Genomic DNA, 16,343 nt, shown 5'->3' on the forward strand with positions numbered 1-16,343 from the left:
CGAACTCACATCCGGACACACACGTCGAAATTATCCGAACGTCTCGGAGGACATGCGGTGAACGAACTGCCGCAGCAGCTGGTCAACGGCCTGCTACTGGGATCCATGTACGGGCTGGTCGCCATTGGCTACACAATGGTCTACGGCATCGTCCAGCTCATCAACTTCGCCCACGGCGAGATCTTCATGACGGGCGCCTTCGGGGCTCTCTCCGTCTACCTCTGGGTACTGCCGAACGGCACGACCATGTGGATAGCCCTGCCGCTCATGCTCATCGGCGCCGTCCTGGTCGCCGTCCTCGTCGCCATCGGAGCGGAACGGTTCGCCTACCGCCCCCTGCGCGGCGCACCCCGCCTCGCCCCCCTCATCACCGCCATCGGCCTCTCCCTGGCCCTCCAGCAGGCGGTCTGGGCCTGGTACCCGGAAGCCACCTCGGCCCGCACCTTCCCCCAGATCGAGGGCGGCCCCTTCCACATCGGCGACGTCACCATCCAGACCGGTGACATCTTCCTCCTCGCCGCCGCCCCCATCAGCATGGCCGTCCTCGCCTACTTCGTCATGAAGACCCGCACCGGACGCGGCATGCAGGCCACCGCGCAGGACCCGGACACCGCCAAGCTCATGGGCGTCAACACCGACCGCATCATCGTGATCGCCTTCGCCCTCGGCGCCGTCTTCGCCGCCATCGGCGGTGTCGCCTACGGCCTGAAGTACGGCCAGATCGACTACCGCATGGGCTTCATCCTCGGCCTCAAGGCCTTCACCGCAGCCGTCCTCGGCGGCATCGGCAACATCTACGGCGCCATGATCGGCGGCGTGGTCCTCGGCATCGCCGAAACCCTGGCCACCGCCTACATCGCCGACATCCCCGGCATGGACAAGTTCGGCAGCCAGTCCTGGGCCGACGTCTGGGCCTTCGTACTTCTCATCCTCGTACTGCTGTTCAGGCCACAAGGCCTGCTCGGCGAGCGCGTCGCGGACAGGGCGTGACACCGATGACCACACAGACCACCGCACCCGAGACCCCGAGCACCCCCGCCTCCGGGCCGGCCACCGGCCTCATCGGCATCCCGGCACACCTCGGCCGCGCCCTCGCCACCGGTGGCGGCGCCCTCACCGTCGTCTCCACCTTCCTCGCCTGGACCTGGACCTCCGCCTTCCCCGGCGACCTCACCGTCTACGGCTACCCCGGCGGCCTCCAGGTCCTCGCCCTCATCGGCGGCGCCCTCACCACCCTCTTCGGCCTGTCCTCCTACGGTGTGAAGGGCCTGCGCTGGCTCACCCCGGCCGGCGCCGACGGCGCGATCAAATTCGCCGCCCTCGCCGCCTTCGCCACCGTCTGGTACACGGTCATCGCCATCACCGTCGACCTCGGCGGCGTCGTCAACCTCGAGCCCGGCGGCTACATCGCCGCCCTCGCCACCCTCGCCGCCTTCCTCGGCGCCCTCGCCCTCCCGTTCGAGCGCCCCGAACCCGAACCCCACGACCCGGACGACACCGGCTGGGACCTCGTCCGCCACCGCCTCCGCGCCGGACGCGACACCACCAAGGCAGCCTTCGCCGGCGGCACCACCCGCCCCCTCGGCGCCCTGCCCTCCTACGCCGAGATCCTGATCATCGTCGCCGTCCTCGGCCTCGGCCTCACCGTCTTCACATACGGCATCGGCACCGAGTACGACGAACTCTTCATCGGCTTCCTGATCACCGCCGCCTTCGGCTTCGCCGCACTCAACAAGTCCGGCCTCGTCGCCCAGGCCAGCCAGATCACGGCCCGCCACCAGAACATCACCATCTGCGGCGCCTTCGTCGCCGCCGCGATGTTCCCCTTCACCCAGACCGACGACCAGTACGCCACCGTCGGCGTCTACATCCTCATCTTCGGCACCGTCGCCCTCGGCCTCAACATCGTCGTCGGCCTCGCCGGCCTCCTCGACCTCGGCTACGTCGCCTTCCTCGGCGTCGGCGCCTACGCCGCCGCCATGGTCTCCGGCTCCCCCAGCTCCCCCTTCGACGTGCACTTCCCGTTCTGGGCCGCCGTCCTCGTCGGAGCCGCCGCATCCCTCGTCTTCGGCGTCCTCATCGGCGCCCCGACCCTGCGACTGCGCGGTGACTACCTCGCCATCGTCACCCTCGGCTTCGGCGAGATCTTCCGCATCACCGCCAACAACCTCGACGGCACCTCCGGCCCCGACATCACCAACGGCTCCAACGGCATCTCCTCCATCCCGAACCTCAACATCCTCGGGTTCGACTTCGGAGCCGAACACGCCATCGCCGGATTCACCATCGGCCGCTTCGCCAACTACTTCTTCCTGATGCTCGTCATCACCGCCATCGTCGTCCTCGTCTTCCGACGCAGCGGCGACTCCCGCATCGGCCGCGCCTGGGTCGCCATCCGCGAGGACGAGACCGCCGCCCTCGCCATGGGCATCAACGGCTTCCGCGTCAAGCTCATCGCCTTCGCCGTCGGCGCCTCCCTCGCCGGCCTCGCCGGCACCGTCCAGGCCCACGTCACCTACACCGTGACCCCCGAGCAGTACCTCTTCGCCGGCCCCATCCCGCCCAACTCGGCCTTCCTCCTCGCCGCAGTCGTCCTCGGCGGCATGGGCACCATCAGCGGCCCCCTCATCGGCGCGGCACTGCTCTTCCTCATCCCCAACAAGCTCCAGTTCCTGGGCGACTACCAGCTCTTCGCCTTCGGCCTCGCCCTCATCCTGCTGATGCGCTTCCGACCGGAAGGCCTCATCCCCAACCGGCGCCGCCAGCTCGAGTTCCACGAGGACGCGGAAGCTCCCACCGTCCTGACCAAGGCAGGGGCCTGACCACCATGACCACCGACACCACCACCAAGGACGCCCCTGTCGCCCCTGTCGGCGAGACGGTGCTCGACGCCCGCGGCGTCACGATGCGCTTCGGCGGCCTCACCGCCGTCCGCGACGTCAACCTCCACGTCAACGCCGGAGAAATCGTCGGCCTCATCGGCCCCAACGGCGCCGGCAAGACCACCTTCTTCAACTGCCTCACCGGCCTCTACATCCCCACCGAGGGCGAAGTCCGCTACAAGGGCACCGTCCTGCCGCCCAAGTCCTTCAAGGTCACGGCCGCAGGCATCGCCCGCACCTTCCAGAACATCCGTCTGTTCTCCAACATGACCGTCCTGGAAAACGTCCTCGTCGGCCGCCACACCCGCACCAAGGAAGGCTTCTGGTCGGCCGTCCTGCGCCTGCCCTCCTTCCACCGCGCCGAAGCCGCCAGCCGCGAACGCGCCATGGAACTCCTGGAGTTCATCGGCCTCGAGAAGAAGGCCGACCACCTCGCCCGCAACCTGCCCTACGGCGAACAGCGCAAGCTCGAAATCGCCCGCGCACTCGCCAGCGAGCCCGGCCTCCTCCTCCTGGACGAGCCCACCGCCGGCATGAACCCCCAGGAAACCCGCGCGACCGAAGAACTCGTCTTCGCCATCCGCGACAAGGGCATCGCCGTCCTCGTCATCGAGCACGACATGCGCTTCATCTTCAACCTCTGCGACCGCGTCGCCGTCCTCGTCCAGGGCGAAAAGCTCGTCGAAGGCGACAGCGCCACCGTCCAGGGCGACGAACGAGTGGTCGCCGCCTACCTCGGCGAACCCTTCGAAAACGCCCCCGGCGACGAAGAAATAGCCGAAGTCGAGGCCGCCGAAGCGAAAGCCGAGAGCGCCGCCACCCCGACGGACGCCGCGCCCGGCAAGGAGAACGACCGATGACCGCACTGCTCGAAGTCGAGGACCTCCGGGTCGCCTACGGCAAGATCGAGGCCGTCAAAGGCATCTCGTTCAAGGTCGAGGCCGGCGAGGTCGTCACCCTGATCGGCACCAACGGCGCGGGCAAGACCACCACCCTGCGCACCCTGTCCGGCCTGCTCAAGCCGGTCGGCGGCCAGATCAGGTTCAACGGCAAATCGCTGAAGAAGATCCCCGCCCACGACATCGTCTCGCTCGGACTCGCCCACTCCCCCGAGGGGCGGCACATCTTCCCGCGCATGACGATCGAGGACAACCTCCGCCTCGGCGCCTTCCTCCGCAGCGACAAGCCCGGCATCGAAAAGGACATCCAGCGCGCCTACGACCTCTTCCCCATCCTGGGAGAGCGCCGCAAGCAGGCCGCCGGAACCCTGTCCGGCGGCGAACAGCAGATGCTCGCCATGGGCCGCGCCCTCATGTCCCAGCCCAAACTGCTCATGCTGGACGAGCCCTCCATGGGCCTCTCCCCCATCATGATGCAGAAGATCATGTCCACCATCGTCGAGCTCAAGGCCCAGGGCATGACCATCCTGCTCATCGAGCAGAACGCCCAGGCCGCCCTGTCGCTCGCCGACCACGGCCACGTCATGGAGATCGGCAAGATCGTCCTCTCCGGCAGCGGCCAGGACCTCCTCCACGACGAGTCCGTCCGCAAGGCGTACCTCGGCGAGGACTGAGCACCCCCTCGCACACGACGAGGCCCGCGCCCCTTCTCCGGGCGCGGGCCTCGTCTTTTGCTCCACCGTGCTTGCTCAGCCCTTGGACGACTTCTTCTCGTCCGCGTCCTGGATGACCGCCTCCGCCACCTGCTGCATCGACATACGGCGATCCATCGACGTCTTCTGGATCCAGCGGAACGCCGCCGGCTCCGTCAGCCCGTACTCCGTCTGCAGAATCGACTTCGCCCGGTCCACCAGCTTGCGCGTCTCCAGGCGAAGGGTGAGGTCCGCGACCTCGTTCTCCAGCTCCCGCAGCTCCGTGAACCGCGAGACGGCCATCTCGATCGCCGGGACGACGTCACTCTTGCTGAACGGCTTCACCAGGTACGCCATCGCACCGGCGTCCCGCGCCCGCTCGACGAGATCGCGCTGCGAGAACGCCGTCAGCATCAGCACCGGCGCGATGCGCTCCTCGGCGATCTTCTCGGCGGCGGAGATGCCGTCCATCTTGGGCATCTTCACGTCGAGGATGACCAGGTCCGGCTTGTGCTCGCGCGCGAGCTCGATCGCCTGCTCACCGTCACCGGCCTCGCCTACGACGCTGTAGCCCTCCTCCTCCAGCATCTCTTTGAGGTCGAGGCGGATCAGGGCCTCGTCCTCGGCGATGACGACACGGGTCGTCAGCGGAGGCACGTGCGACTTGTCGTCGTCGGGCGCGTCTACGGGCTGGGGCGACTCGGGGGCGGTCACGGGGGCTCCTTGTTGCGGGCCGGGCAGTACTGCTGCTTATGCAGCCTACCTAGAGGCGGGCAAGTACGGTGACCCGGTATGCTTCCGACCAGCCAGGCCTGCCGGGTTGGTGGAATGGCATACACGGATGTCTCAAACACATCTGCCCGAGAGGGCTTGCGGGTTCGAGTCCCGCACCCGGCACCGATAGGCGGAGGATCACGTTCGCGTGATCCTCCGCTTTTTGCTGCGCACGGTCACCGCCAGTCACGCAACGTGTTCGTATGAACTTTCATGGCACCGAGGTTCGACAGAAGGCCGTCACGTTGTTGCGCAACGGCACCCGGAACGCTGATGTGGCTCGCCAGTTCAACATCCCGCTGGGCACGGTCAGCTACTGGAAGCACATGGACCGTGCGAAACGCGGCGAGTGTCCCGGGCGCACTCAACCTCCGTGCCCTCGATGCGAAGACGAATTGGACTCGCCCGCCTACTGCTACCTCTTGGGTCTGTACCTCGGGGACGGCCACATCATCCAGAACCGCGCGATGCGAGTACCCAGCCTGTCCATCTCTTGCGCTGATGCCCATCCCGGGCTAGTGGACGAATGCGAACAAGCCATGCGGTCGGTCTTCTCCGGAAACTCGGTCTGCCGGGTCCGCCGGAAGGGCTGCCATGAGGTGAAGCTCTACTCCAAACACCTCTGGTGCCTCTTCCCCCAGCACGGCCCCGGCAAGAAGCACGAACGGCGGATCGCCCTGGAACCCTGGCAGCAGGCCATCGTCCACGAGCATCCCTGGGAGTTCATCCGCGGTCTCATCCACTCCGACGGATGCCGCATCACCAACTGGACCGAGAAGACCATCGACGGTGTACGCAAGCGCTACGAATACCCGCGCTACTTCTTCAGCAACCTGTCGGGTGACATCGTCCGCCTCTTCACCGACACGCTGGACCACGTGGGCGTCGAATGGAAAATGGCGAACCCCAGGAACGTCTCCATCGCCAAGAGAGCCGCCGTAGCCCTCGTGGACACCCACGTAGGCCCCAAGTACTGACCCGATCCCCTTACTTCGGGCTGTCGTCCTCTCCGACGTGGTGGACGCGGACCAGGTTGGTCGAGCCCGAGACGCCGGTGAGCGAACCCGCCGTGATGACCACCACGTCGCCCCTCTCGCAGCGGCCGTACCTCAGCAGCAGCTCGTCCACCTGGTCGACCATCGCGTCCGTCGAGTCCGCGTGCGGGCCGAGGAACGTCTCGACGCCCCAGGTCAGGTTGAGCTGGGAGCGGGTCGCCGGTTCCGGGGTGAAGGCGAGGAGGGGGATCGGGGAGCGGTAGCGGGAGAGGCGGCGGACGGTGTCGCCGCTCTGGGTGAAGGCGACGAGGAACTTGGCGTCGAGGAAGTCGCCGATCTCGGCGGCGGCTCGGGCGACGGCGCCGCCCTGGGTGCGGGGTTTGTTGTTGGCGGTGAGGTCGGGCAGGCCCTTGGCGAGGATGTCCTCCTCGGCCGCTTCGACGATCTTCGCCATGGTGCGGACGGTCTGGATGGCGTACTTGCCGACGCTGGTCTCGCCGGAGAGCATCACCGCGTCGGTGCCGTCGATGACGGCGTTGGCGACGTCGGAGGCTTCGGCGCGGGTGGGGCGGGAGTTCTCGATCATGGAGTCGAGCATCTGGGTGGCGACGATGACGGGCTTGGCGTTGCGCTTCGCCAGCTTGATCGCGCGCTTTTGGACGATGGGGACCTGTTCGAGGGGCATCTCGACGCCGAGGTCGCCGCGGGCCACCATGATTCCGTCGAAGGCGGCGACGATGTCGTCGATGTTCTCGACGGCCTGGGGCTTCTCGATCTTGGCGATGACGGGGAGGCGGCGGCCTTCGTCGTCCATGATCCGGTGGACGTCCACGATGTCGCGGCCGCTGCGGACGAAGGAGAGGGCGATGACGTCGAAGCCGGTGCGGAGCGCCCAGCGGAGGTCGTCCTCGTCCTTCTTGGAGAGGGCGGGGACGGAGACGGCGACGCCGGGGAGGTTGAGGCCCTTGTGGTCGGAGATCACGCCGCCTTCGATCACACGGGTGTGGACGCGTGGTCCGTCGACGTCGGTGACTTCGAGGCAGACCTTGCCGTCGTCGACGAGGATGCGTTCGCCGGTGGTGACGTCGGCTGCGAGGCCGGCGTAGGTGGTGCCGCATCTGTGGCGGTCGCCTTCCACGCCTTCTTCGACGGTGATGGTGAAGGTGTCGCCGCGTTCAAGGAGTACGGGGCCTTCCGCGAAGTTGCCGAGGCGGATCTTCGGGCCCTGAAGGTCGGCGAGGAGGCCGACGCTGCGGCCGGTTTCGTCGGAGGCCTTGCGGACGCGCTGGTAGCGCTCCTCATGCTCGGCGTGGCCGCCGTGGCTGAGGTTGAAGCGGGCTACGTCCATTCCGGCGTCGACCAGGTCTTTGATCTGGTCGTATGTGTCGGTGGCGGGGCCCAGGGTGCAGACGATTTTTGCTCGGCGCATGTTTCGAGCTTATGTCTTACCGGTGGGTAGGGAATTCGGAGGGCATGGCCGTCCAACAACCTTTGGGTGAAGGGTTGTTGTCGTCTGCCGTCAATTAATAAATTGTGCGGGCTGCCGCTCTGATGAGCACTTTTCGGTTTTCCTCCGGCTCTTGCTGCGACTCCTGCCGCGGCTTCCCCGAATGGGTGAATTCACCGGCTCGGTGGATTCATCGTGAACTGCGCGCGGACCTCGGCGTGGACCTGGATGCGTTGTGGTTCGAGGTCGAGGGGTTCGGGTGCGGTGGTGTCCGTGTCGGCGGCGGCCATGGAGAAGCGGACGGCGCGGCGGTCGAAGGCGGCGCGGGGGCGTCCGCCGGCTGTGCCGGTGTCGGCGAGTTCGAGGAGGGCGGCGACGGTGGTGCCGAGTGCTTCGGCGTATTCGTCGGCTCGCTGTACGGCTTCGCGTACGGCTTGTTGGCGGGCTTGGCGGTGGACGGGTGAGGTGGGGCGGAGTTCCCAGGTGGGGCCGTCGATCCTGGTGAGGTCGAGGTCGGCGAGGCGGGTGGTGAGCTCGCCGAGGGCGGTGAAGTCGGTGAGTTCGGCGGTGAGGTGGATGGTGCCGTGGTAGGTGCGGACGCGTTCGCCTCGGCCTCGGTGGGTGAGTTCGGGGGTGAGGGAGACGGCTCCGGTGGAGAGGTTCTCGACCGCGTCGCCGTAGGACTTCACGAGGTCGAGGGCGGTGGTGTTGCGGCGGGTGAGGTCGTCGAGGGTGGTGCGGCGGTCGCGGCCGCGGGCGGTGATGGTGATGCCGATGCGGGCGATCTCGGGGTCGACTTCGAGTTCGGCCTCGCCGCGGACCGTGAGGAGGGGGGCTTCGGGGGTGCCGTACGGGGGATTCTGCGGGGAGGTCATACGTCCTACCTTGTCACGGCTTTCCCCGGTCCCTGGCGGGAGTTGACCGTGCTGGTCATCAGATCGCAACCTCCTGGACCTGTTGCCGTCGGTCGTGTCCGGGTCAGAATCTACGCGCGTCGTTGACCTTTCCCCGAGGAGCATGAGACATGCCGTTGAATCGCCGGAAGTTCCTGAAGAAGTCCGCTGTGACCGGGGCGGGGGTGGCGATCGCGGGTGCTGCGGCGGCTCCGGCGCGGGCCGCCGAGGCGAAGAAGCCGGGGAAGCCGGTCAAGCAGCCGAAGCGGTATGCGCTGACGGTGCTGGGGACGACGGATCTGCATGGTCACGTGTTCAACTGGGACTACTTCAAGGACGCGGAGTACAAGGACGCGGCCGGTAACGCGCAGGGGCTGGCGCGTATCTCGACGCTGGTGAACCAGATCCGTAAGGAGAAGGGGCGCGAGAACACGCTGCTGCTGGACGCGGGTGACACGATCCAGGGCACTCCGCTGACGTACTACTACGCGAAGGTGGACCCGATCACCGCCAAGGGTGGTCCGGTGCATCCGATGGCGCAGGCGATGAACGCGATCGGGTACGACGCGGCGGCGCTGGGCAACCACGAGTTCAACTACGGCATCGAGACGCTGCGGAAGTTCGAGTCGCAGTTGCGGTTCCCGCTGCTCGGTGCGAACGCGGTGGATGCGAAGACGCTGAAGCCGGCGTTCGCGCCCTATGTGATCAAGACGTTCTGTGTGAAGGGTGCGCCGCCGGTGAAGGTGGCCGTGCTGGGGCTGACGAACCCGGGTATCGCGATCTGGGACAAGGCGTATGTGCAGGGCAAGCTGGCGTTCCCGGGGCTGGAGGAGCAGGCGGCGAAGTGGGTGCCGAAGCTGAAGTCGCTGGGTGCGGACGTGGTGATCGTGTCGGCGCACTCGGGTTCGTCGGGTACGTCGTCGTACGGTGATCAGCTGCCGTATGTGGAGAACTCGGCGGCGTTGGTGGCGCAGCAGGTGCCGGACATCGATGCGGTGCTGGTGGGTCATGCGCATGTGGAGATTCCGGAGCTGAAGGTCGTCAACGCGAAGACCGGGAAGACGGTCGTGTTGTCGGAGCCGTTGGCGTATGCGGAGCGGCTGTCGGTGTTCGATGTCGAGCTGGTGTTCGAGAAGGGGCGGTGGACGGTCGAGTCCGTCTCCTCGAAGGTGCTGAACTCCAACTCGGTCGCGGACGACCCGAAGATCACGAAGTTGCTGGGTGACGAGCACGCGAAGGTCGTGGCGTACGTCAACCAGGTGGTCGGTTCGGCGACGGAGACGTTGACGACGGTGGAGGCGCGGTACAAGGACGCTCCGATCATCGACCTGATCACGAAGGTGCAGGAGGACGTCGTCAAGGCGGCGCTGGCCGGTACGTCGTACGCGTCGCTGCCGGTGATCGCGCAGGCGTCGCCGTTCTCGCGGACGTCGGAGATCCCGGCCGGTCAGGTGACGATCCGGGATCTGTCGAGCCTGTACGTCTACGACAACACGCTGGTGGCGAAGTTGATGACGGGTGCGCAGGTGCGGGCGTACCTGGAGTATTCGGCGCAGTACTTCGTGCAGACGGCTGCGGGTGCGGTGGTCGACACGGAGAAGCTGACGAACGCGGCGGGTCGTCCGGACTACAACTACGACTATGTGTCGGGTCTGGTGTACGAGATCGACATCGCGCAGGCGGCGGGTTCGCGGATCAAGAACCTGACGTACAACGGGGCGGCGTTGGACGATGCGCAGCAGTTCGTGCTGGCGGTGAACAACTACCGGGCCAATGGTGGTGGCGCGTTCCCGCATGTGGCGTCGGCGCAGGAGCTGTGGTCGGAGTCGACGGAGATCCGTACGCGGATTTCGGAGTGGGTGACGGCGAAGGGTGTGCTGGACCCGAAGGACTTCGCGTCGGTGGACTGGAAGCTGACGCGTGACGGTACGCCGGTCTTCTAGGGGTTCCGCAGTCGTGTAGTCCCGCTGGGCGGTGGGCGGTGTTTCGTGCGGTGGCCGGGTCGGTCGCTGTGGGAGCACCGCCTTTCGCGTGCGTGGGCTGTGGGCCGTGGGTGTCGGGTGTGGCTCTCAGCGTCGGTCGACGAGGGGGGTGAGGGTGGGTGCCTGTCGGGCCGCGGGGACTCGGGGTTGGGGTTGTTCGAGTCCGAAGGTGGTGAAGGCGGTGCGGGTGGGGAGGGGGTAGGTCTCTTTGCCGGTGAGGGTGTTGAGGATGGTGGCGGCGCGCCAGGCGGCGAGGCCGAGGTCGGGGGCGCCTACGCCGTGGGTGTGGCGTTCGGCGTTCTGGAGGTAGATGTTGCAGCCGGTGGCGGTGACGGAGGGGTCGAGGACGAGGCGGAAGTGTTCGTCGACGCGGGGGCGTTCGCTGTTGTCGCGACGGATGTAGGGGTCGAGGCCGGCGAGGACGCGGTCGAGGGGGCGTTCGCGGTGGCCGGTGGCGAGGACGACGGCGTCGGTGGTGAGGCGGGTGCGGGTGTTCTGCTGGATGTGTTCGAGGTGTAGTTCGATCTTGGTGGTGGCGATGCGTCCTGCGGTGCGGACGCGGACGCCGGGGGTGAGGACGGTGTCGGGCCAGCCGCCGCCGAGGGTGCGCTGGTAGAGCTCGTCGTGGATGGCGGCGAGGGTGGTGGCGTCGATGCCTTTGTGGAGTTGCCATTGGGCGGCGGTGAGGCGGTCGCGGGTGCTTTCGGGGAGGGCGTGGAAGTAGCGGGTGTAGTCGGGGGTGAAGTGTTCGAGGCCGAGTTTGGAGTACTCCATGGGGGCGAAGGCGTCGGTGCGGCCGATCCAGTGGAGTTGTTCGCGGCCGGTGGGGCGGTGGCGGAGGAGGTCGAGGAAGACTTCGGCGCCGGACTGTCCTGATCCGACGACGGTGATGTGGCCGGCGGCGAGGAGGGTGTCGCGGTGGGTGAGGTAGTCGGCGGCGTGGACGACGGGTACGCCGGGGGTGTCGACGAGGGGGCGGAGGGCGTCGGGGACGTAGGGCTCGGTGCCGATGCCGAGGACGACGTTGCGGGTGTGGGTGCGGCCGAGGGCTTCGGCTTCGCCTTCGGTGCCGAGTCGGGTGTGGTCGACTTCGAAGACGTCGCGTTCGGGGTTCCAGCGGACGGCGTCGACCTGGTGGCGGAAGTGGAGGCCGGGGAGTTGGTCGGCGACCCAGCGGCAGTAGGTGTCGTATTCGGCGCGTTGCGTGTGGAAGCGCTCGGCGAAGTAGAAGGGGTAGAGGCGCTGGTGGGTTTTGAGGTAGTTGAGGAAGGTCCAGGGGCTGGTGGGGTCGGCGAGGGTGACGAGGTCGGCGAGGAAGGGGACCTGGATGCGGGCGCCGTCGATGAGGAGGCCGGGGTGCCAGTCGAAGCGGGGGCGTTGTTCGTAGAAGACGGCGTCGAGTTCGGCGAGGGGGTGGGCGAGGGCGGCCAGGGAGAGGTTGCAGGGGCCGATGCCGATGCCGACGAGGTCGCGGGGGGTGTCGGCGGTGAAGTGTGGGGGTGTGTTCATCGGGGGGTGTTTCCTTCCACCAGGTCGAGGAGGGCGGCCAGGTCGTGGGGGCGGGTGTGGGGGTTGAGGAGGGTGGCCTTGAGCCAGAGCCGGTCGTCGAGGCGGGCTCGGCCGAGGACGGCGTGGCCGTGGGTGAGGAGGTGGCGGCGTATCTCGGCCACGGTGTCGTCGGTGGCGCCGGTGGGGCGGAAGAGGACGGTGCTGATGGTGGGTGGGGCGTGGAGTTCGAAGCCGGGGTGTGCGGTGACGAGGTCGGCGAACTCGTTGGCGTGGGCGCAGACTTGGTCGACGAGGGCGCCGAGGCCGGTGCGGCCGAGGGTCTTGAGGGTGACGGCGATCTTGAGGGCGTCGGGACGTCGGGTGGTGCGCAGGGAGCGGCCGAGGAGGTCGGGGAGGCCGGCTTCGGTGTCGTCGTCGGCGTTGAGGTAGTCGGCGTGGTGGTGGAGGGCGGTGAGGTCGTGTGCGTCGCGGGCGGCGAGGAGCCCGGCGGCGACCGGCTGCCAGCCGAGTTTGTGCAGGTCGAGGGTGACGGTGTGGGCGGTGTCGAGGCCGGTGAGCAGGTGGCGGTGGCGGTCGCTGAAGAGGAGGCCGCCTCCGTAGGCGGCGTCGATGTGGAGGCGGGCGCCGTGGGTGGTGGTCAGGGCGGCGATGGCGGGGAGGGGGTCGATGAGTCCGGCGTCGGTGGTGCCGGCGGTGGCGGCGACGAGGAGGGGGCCGGGCAGGGTGGTGAGGGTATGGGTGAGGACGGTGGGGTCGAGGGTGCCGGTGGGGGTGGGGAGGATCACGGGTTCGGGGAGGCCGAGGAGCCATGCGGCGCGGGGCAGGGAGTGGTGGGCGTTGGCGCCGCAGACGAGCGTGAGGGTGGGGCCGTGAGTCTCGCGGGCGAGGAGGAGGGCGAGGTGGTTGGCTTCGGTGCCGCCGGTGGTGACGAGGGCGTCGGCCATGCCGGCCTGTGCGGCGAGTGTCCGTGTCACGAGGGCCTCCACTTCGGAGGCGGCCGGTGCCTGGTCCCAGGAGTCGAGGGAGGGGTTGAGGGCGGAGACGGCGAGGTCGGCGGCGGTGGCGACGGCGAGGGGTGGGCAGTGCAGGTGGGCTGCGCAGAGGGGGTCGGCGGGGTCGGCGGCGCCTTCGGCGAGGGCGTGGACGAGGGTGGCGAGGGCGGTGGGGTCGCCGTGTTCGGGGAGCACCTCCCCCACGGCGTGCCGTAGCCGGGTGGCGACCGCTTGGGGGCCGCCTGCGGGCAGTGGTCCGCCGCGGGCCCGGGTGCCGGTGGCGAGGGCGTCGAGGACGGTGGCGAGCAACGGCCTTAGGGCGTCGGGGCCTTCGGGTCCTGAGGCGAGGGGCGGCATGCTCACGGGGGCTCCTCCGGGACGCGAGGGCGGGTGCCCGCAGCGGGGAGTGCCAGCTTGTCGGGGATTGCGGGGGCGCGCCCGGAAGATCCGGTGATCGGAACCCTAAAGGGGGATGTGCGCCTGCGGCCCCGGCGCGGGAGGCCGCACCGGGGCCGGGGGACCTGGCGCCACGGCCGGGCGGGGGCTGGCGCCGCGGCCGGGCGGGGGTTGGCGCCGCGGCCGTGGCGGGGCCGGCGCCGCGGCCGGAGTGGGACCTGGTGTCCGGCCGGGGCGGTGCACGGGACCTGACCCCGGGGCCGGCGGGACCTGGCGCCACGGCCGGGGCGGAACCTGGCGCCGGGACCGGAGGCAGGGACCTGGCACTGCGGGCCGGGGCGGGACCTGGCGCCTCAGCCGGAGTGGTTCGTGGCGCCGGGGCCGGGGCGGTGCACGGGACCTGGCCCCGGGGCCGGGGGGACCCGGCGTCAGAGCCGGGGGCGTCGTCGTCGGGAGGGCTGCCAGGGTGCGTGTTCGGGGTGTGGGCTCGGTGTGGGTGGGTGGTGGTCGGCCGCCTCGAGCGGGACCGGGCCGTGGCGACCCGGTGCGGCGGGCTCGCGGTCCTCTGCGAATGCGAAGCCACCGTCCGGGTCGCGGCTCTCGGTGACCGGCTCCGAGCCCGTGGCTCGATGGGCCCTGCGCCGGGTCAGTATCCGATGGCTTCTCGGAGAAGCAGTACGGTGCCGCGCCCCGGGCGGGGTTCGGCGTTGAGGACGAGCAGGCGGTTGACGGCGCTGGGCATCCCGTACACCGCCTGGGCGCGGACGTTCTCCAGTGGGAGGGCGTGTTCCTCGACGCGGCGCAGTGCTGTGCTCAGGTCGGGCACCACCTTCTGCGCGCCGACGATCCAGACCGCGTGGGCGGCTCCGCCCGCGTTGGCGGGGAGTTGGCTGCCGCTGCCCGAGGCGAGAACGAGCGAGCCGGTCTCGGTGACCGCGGCGACGCTGTTGACGACGAATTCAGGGCAGGCGGCCAGCCTTCGGATCTCGTCGGCGCCGGTGGCACGGTCCATGGCCAGGATGCGCGGCCTGACGGCGTCGTACCGGCCGCCGGCGTTGATGTCCTCGTCGATGCCGGAGAGCCGGAGGGTCTCGCTGGCTCCGGTGAGCACGGAGGCGCCCTCGGGGAGCAGGTCCTTGATGCGGGCGCGCGCGGCCGCGGCGTCGTCGAGGATCTCGGCGGTGAAGCCGTTGGCACGCAGCGCGGCGGCTGCCCGCTCCAGTTGTTCGGCCGGTGCCGGGTCGGCGAAGGACGCGGCCGGAGCGGGGGTGGCCGTGGCGGCTGCCGGGTCGGTCGCAACATCGCGTGCCGCCTGGGGTGCGGTGCCCGCCAGCGGGGAGGTGTCGAGGTATCTGACCTCGTACACCCGCTCGGCGAACTTCCAGCCCTCCGCGGTGCGTCGGTAGCGGTCGTGGTAGACGGCGTAGTTCAGACCCTGGCGTCCGTCGAGGGTGCGCGCGAGTTCCTGGATGTAGGCGCGGCCGGTCGCGGTGTCGCCGTCGAGGACGATCGTGCCGGGGTGTGTGTTCTGTACGAAGAAGTCCCACTGGCTCTGCAGCCGTTCGCCCTGGGCGCGGATCTCCTCGCGGCCGACCATCTCGGCGGGGATGTTGGGCATGCGCAGCGCGCCGTCCGGTGTGAACAGCGATGCCAGGCGGGGTCGGTCGCGCATCATCACCGCGTCGGTGAACTCGCCGCGCAGCGCCTCGATCTCGACGCGGTCCGCGATGGCCTGGAAGTCGTTCATGGACGTCACCTCTCCGTCTTGTCGTCGTCCTCACCGGTACGACAAGGCAGCGCGTCGGAATGTGAGGCGGCGCGTCGGCCTGACATTCCGATGCGCTGTCCTGTCGTAAGGGGTAGAGGCACAGAGGCGAGCGAGGGAGACGGCCGGACGATGACCACCAGAGGCGAGCACGACGACGATCGGAGCGATCCGGATCTCGGTGCGATCATGAGCGAGCGGCGTCGGCTGATCAATCTCGGCTATCGGCTCCTCGGGTCCGTGGCGGACGCCGAGGACGTCGTGCAGGAGACCTACGCCCGCTGGTATGCCCTGTCCGCGCGGGAGCAGCAGGCCATCGAGTCGCCCGGTGCCTGGCTGATGACGGTGGCCGGCCGCATCTGTCTGAATCTGCTCGGCTCGGCGCGGGCCAGGCGGGAGACGTATGTGGGTGACTGGATCCCGGAACCGCTGCCCGAGCCCACGGAGTGGATCACCGGGCGTTCCGGCGGTGGCGGGATCGATCCGGCGGACCGGGTCACCCTCGACGAGTCGGTGACGATGGCGTTCCTGGTCGTCCTCGATTCGATGACCCCGGCCGAGCGTGTCGCGTTCGTCCTGCACGACGTCTTCCGCTACCCCTTCGGTGAGGTCGCCGGGGTCGTCGGCCGGACTCCGGCGGCGTGCCGCCAACTGGCCTCGTCCGCGCGCCGTCGTATCCGCGGTGTGCAGGCCTCGGCGGGTCCGAGTGCCGGGCAGGCCGACATCGTCAGGCGGTTCAGGGCGGCGTGGGAGGCCAGGGACATCGAGGCGCTGGTCGGTCTGCTCGACCCCGACGCGACCGCGACCGCCGACGGTGGCGGGCTGGCCGTCACCCACCCGCGTCCGATCGAGGGCGGTGAGCAGATCGCGCGTGCGTACGCCGAGATCCGCCGTGTGTCGGGCGACCGTACGACGTTCCTGGAGCGCACGGTCAACGGTCTGCCCGGCTTGGTGGCGTGGCAGGACGGCAGAATCGCGACCGTGTTCGCGTTCGAGATCGCGGGCGACCGGATCAGGCGTATCTGGGCGGTGCGGAACCCCGAGAAGCTCCGTTCCTGGCGGATCGACTGAGGAGCGATCCGCCAGGCCGCAGCGTCGGGGTGACCCGCCCCGCCCG

The 16,343-nt window shown here is 69.0% G+C and carries 13 protein-coding genes and 1 tRNA gene; 8 read left to right on the forward strand and 6 right to left on the reverse strand.

Going from position 1 to position 16,343, the window contains the following annotated elements; genetic code table 11:
• Nucleotides 1–57 precede the first annotated feature (57 nt).
• The 4 genes from OG736_RS12365 to OG736_RS12380 are packed head-to-tail and all read left to right on the forward strand — an operon-like array spanning nt 58 to nt 4,455.
• On the forward strand, nt 58–990 hold the full coding sequence (locus OG736_RS12365) for a branched-chain amino acid ABC transporter permease (RefSeq protein ID WP_327182472.1): 933 nt from the start codon (nt 58–60) through the stop codon (nt 988–990).
• Nucleotides 991–995: 5 nt separating this feature from the next.
• A complete protein-coding gene (locus tag OG736_RS12370) occupies nt 996–2,822 on the forward strand; it encodes a branched-chain amino acid ABC transporter permease (RefSeq protein WP_327182473.1) in 1,827 nt (608 codons plus the stop codon).
• Nucleotides 2,823–2,827: 5 nt separating this feature from the next.
• Complete coding sequence (locus OG736_RS12375) at nt 2,828–3,742, forward strand: ABC transporter ATP-binding protein (RefSeq protein ID WP_020131826.1); 915 nt, start codon at nt 2,828–2,830, stop codon at nt 3,740–3,742.
• Nucleotides 3,739–4,455: an ABC transporter ATP-binding protein gene (locus OG736_RS12380; RefSeq protein WP_327182474.1), complete on the forward strand. Its 717-nt coding sequence runs from the start codon at nt 3,739–3,741 to the stop codon at nt 4,453–4,455. Before OG736_RS12375 ends, OG736_RS12380 begins: the two co-directional genes overlap by 4 nt.
• Before the next feature lie 75 nt (nt 4,456–4,530).
• Here OG736_RS12380 and OG736_RS12385 read toward each other — a convergent pair whose 3' ends face one another.
• Nucleotides 4,531–5,187, reverse strand: coding sequence for an ANTAR domain-containing response regulator (locus OG736_RS12385; protein WP_020131824.1), 657 nt, complete (start codon nt 5,185–5,187; stop codon nt 4,531–4,533).
• Nucleotides 5,188–5,287: 100 nt separating this feature from the next.
• On the opposite strand from OG736_RS12385, the gene OG736_RS12390 reads away from it, so the two are divergent.
• A tRNA-Leu gene (locus OG736_RS12390) sits at nt 5,288–5,370 on the forward strand.
• Nucleotides 5,371–5,450: 80 nt separating this feature from the next.
• Complete coding sequence (locus OG736_RS12395) at nt 5,451–6,224, forward strand: helix-turn-helix domain-containing protein (RefSeq protein WP_327182475.1); 774 nt, start codon at nt 5,451–5,453, stop codon at nt 6,222–6,224.
• A 10-nt stretch (nt 6,225–6,234) separates the two neighbouring features.
• Here OG736_RS12395 and pyk read toward each other — a convergent pair whose 3' ends face one another.
• Together pyk and OG736_RS12405 are read right to left on the reverse strand one after the other, a co-directional pair.
• Nucleotides 6,235–7,671 carry a pyruvate kinase gene (gene pyk, locus OG736_RS12400; RefSeq protein ID WP_327182476.1) on the reverse strand — a complete coding sequence of 479 codons (1,437 nt, stop codon included), beginning with the start codon at nt 7,669–7,671 and terminating at the stop codon, nt 6,235–6,237.
• A gap of 191 nt (nt 7,672–7,862) precedes the next feature.
• On the reverse strand, nt 7,863–8,564 hold the full coding sequence (locus tag OG736_RS12405; protein WP_327182477.1) for an SIMPL domain-containing protein: 702 nt from the start codon (nt 8,562–8,564) through the stop codon (nt 7,863–7,865).
• 149 nt (nt 8,565–8,713) lie between these two features.
• On the opposite strand from OG736_RS12405, the gene OG736_RS12410 reads away from it, so the two are divergent.
• Complete coding sequence (locus OG736_RS12410; protein ID WP_327182479.1) at nt 8,714–10,525, forward strand: bifunctional metallophosphatase/5'-nucleotidase; 1,812 nt, start codon at nt 8,714–8,716, stop codon at nt 10,523–10,525.
• Between the two features lie 126 nt (nt 10,526–10,651).
• Here OG736_RS12410 and OG736_RS12415 read toward each other — a convergent pair whose 3' ends face one another.
• The 3 genes from OG736_RS12415 to OG736_RS12425 all read right to left on the reverse strand — a co-directional run bounded on the left by OG736_RS12415 (nt 10,652) and on the right by OG736_RS12425 (nt 15,208).
• The gene (locus tag OG736_RS12415; protein WP_327182480.1) at nt 10,652–12,073 is read right to left on the reverse strand and encodes a lysine N(6)-hydroxylase/L-ornithine N(5)-oxygenase family protein; all 1,422 of its coding nucleotides are present in this window, start codon (nt 12,071–12,073) and stop codon (nt 10,652–10,654) included.
• Nucleotides 12,070–13,428: a pyridoxal phosphate-dependent decarboxylase family protein gene (locus OG736_RS12420; protein ID WP_442817026.1), complete on the reverse strand. Its 1,359-nt coding sequence runs from the start codon at nt 13,426–13,428 to the stop codon at nt 12,070–12,072. Before OG736_RS12420 ends, OG736_RS12415 begins: the two co-directional genes overlap by 4 nt.
• A 679-nt stretch (nt 13,429–14,107) precedes the next feature.
• A complete protein-coding gene (locus OG736_RS12425; protein ID WP_327182481.1) occupies nt 14,108–15,208 on the reverse strand; it encodes a nuclear transport factor 2 family protein in 1,101 nt (366 codons plus the stop codon).
• 150 nt (nt 15,209–15,358) lie between these two features.
• Between OG736_RS12425 and sigJ the strand changes: the two genes are divergently transcribed.
• Complete coding sequence (sigJ, locus tag OG736_RS12430) at nt 15,359–16,297, forward strand: RNA polymerase sigma factor SigJ (protein WP_327182482.1); 939 nt, start codon at nt 15,359–15,361, stop codon at nt 16,295–16,297.
• The last annotated feature ends 46 nt before the right edge of the window (nt 16,298–16,343 follow it).

It is taken from the genome of Streptomyces sp. NBC_01334 (assembly GCF_035983595.1).
GTDB lineage: Bacteria > Actinomycetota > Actinomycetes > Streptomycetales > Streptomycetaceae > Streptomyces > Streptomyces coriariae.